A 1,508-nucleotide genomic window follows, 5' to 3' on the forward strand; every position below is an offset into this window, starting at 1 on the left:
GGGGGTGCCTCTATGTCCTTCGGCAAGCCTGAGCTGGTCATGCGACGGTTGTTTAGGAGAGGCGCGGTTCGTAGAAGGTTCCGTCTCGGAGCATCGCAAAGAGCACGCTGATGCGTTGGCGGGCGAGGCGGAGGAGGGCTTGGGTGTGGGTTTTGCCTCGGGCTCGGCAGCGGTCGTAGTAAGTGCGGGATGCGGGGTCGTGGAGGGCGGCGAAGGCGGAGAGGAACATCGCGCGTTTGAGTTGCCGGTTTCCTCCTCTGGGGGCGTGTTCGCCGTGGATCGAGGTTCCGGACTGCTTGGTCGTGGGTGCGAGGCCGGCGTAGGAGGCGAGGTGGGCGGCGCTCGGGAACGAGCTGCCGTCGCCGATGGTGGTCAGGAGGACTGCGGCGGTCCTGACGCCGATGCCGGGCATCGAGGTCAGGACCTCGGCAAGAGGGTGGGCCTCCAGCAGGGTGGCGATCTGGGCTTCGATGGCCCGGCGTTGTTCGTGGACGGCGGCCAGTGATCTGGCCAGCGAGGGCACGATCACGTCGAGGGTGCCGGTGCCGGGAACGACGACGGTTTGTTCGTCGAGGGCGTCGAAGACGTCGTCGATGAGCCGGGTGGCCATGCGTGGTGCTCTGGGGCGGATGACCTCGACGAGTTTGCGCCGGCCGGCTTTCCGCAGAGCCTGCGGGGATCCGTGGCGTTCGAGGAGCCAGGTGACGGCCGTGTGGTCCAGGCGTGGGCCCAGGACGCGTTCCAGGCTGGGGTGGAACTGGGTGAGCAGGCCGCGGATGCGGTTGGATGTGCGGGTCGCTTCGGCGGCGAGGTCTTGGTCGAAACCGACGAGCATGGTGAGTTCGGCGGTGACCTCGTCGGTCAGTTCCAAAGATCGCAGGGTGTGGGGCATGGTGCGGGCTGCGTCCGCGATGACGGCCGCGTCCTTGGCGTCGGTCTTGGCCTCGCCGGGGTAGAGGTCGGCGATCCGCCGCATGGCGAGTCCGGGCAGGTAAGCGACCTGGCAGCCCGTCTCGCGGGCGACGGCGAGTGGGAGAGCGCCGATAGAAGCGGGCTGGTCCACGATCACCAGGACGGTGCCGAACTTGTCCCGGAGCTTGTCGAATACGGCCCGCAGCTTCGGTTCGCTGTTGGCCAGCGGCTTGTCGAAGACTTTCTTCCCGGCCGGGGTCAGCCCGTGGCCGTGATGCGCGCTCTTGCCGACGTCCAGGCCGAGGAAGACGCCCACCTCGCCGATCTCGATCACCGTGCCCCCACATGATTCGATCCGGTGCCGACCTCGGCAGTGGGTCCGTTCGCGCGCATCCACGTTATGCAGACCTGCCGCCCCTCAGGTGGCCGGGCATTGCGCCCGGCAGGGCGGTGGTCGGGCCTCTGATCAGCGTCTCCGACGGCACCCCTCGGACCCGGCGACACCACCCCCCAGGTCATACCTACGACAGGGGGCAACAGTCATACCGGGCCCGGAGGCCAGCGGCCCCATTGCAGGACCGCGAAAAAGATAACGG

The 1,508-nt window shown here is 68.0% G+C and carries 1 protein-coding gene; it reads right to left on the reverse strand.

All coding sequences use genetic code 11. From position 1 onward, the window contains the following. Positions 1-52: 52 nt before the first annotated feature. Positions 53-1,246: an IS110 family transposase gene (locus tag ACFYXS_RS39555; protein WP_389256656.1), complete on the reverse strand. Its 1,194-nt coding sequence runs from the start codon at positions 1,244-1,246 to the stop codon at positions 53-55. Positions 1,247-1,508: the final 262 nt, after the last annotated feature.

The organism is Streptomyces sp. NPDC002574, assembly GCF_042889545.1.
Classification (GTDB): domain Bacteria; phylum Actinomycetota; class Actinomycetes; order Streptomycetales; family Streptomycetaceae; genus Actinacidiphila.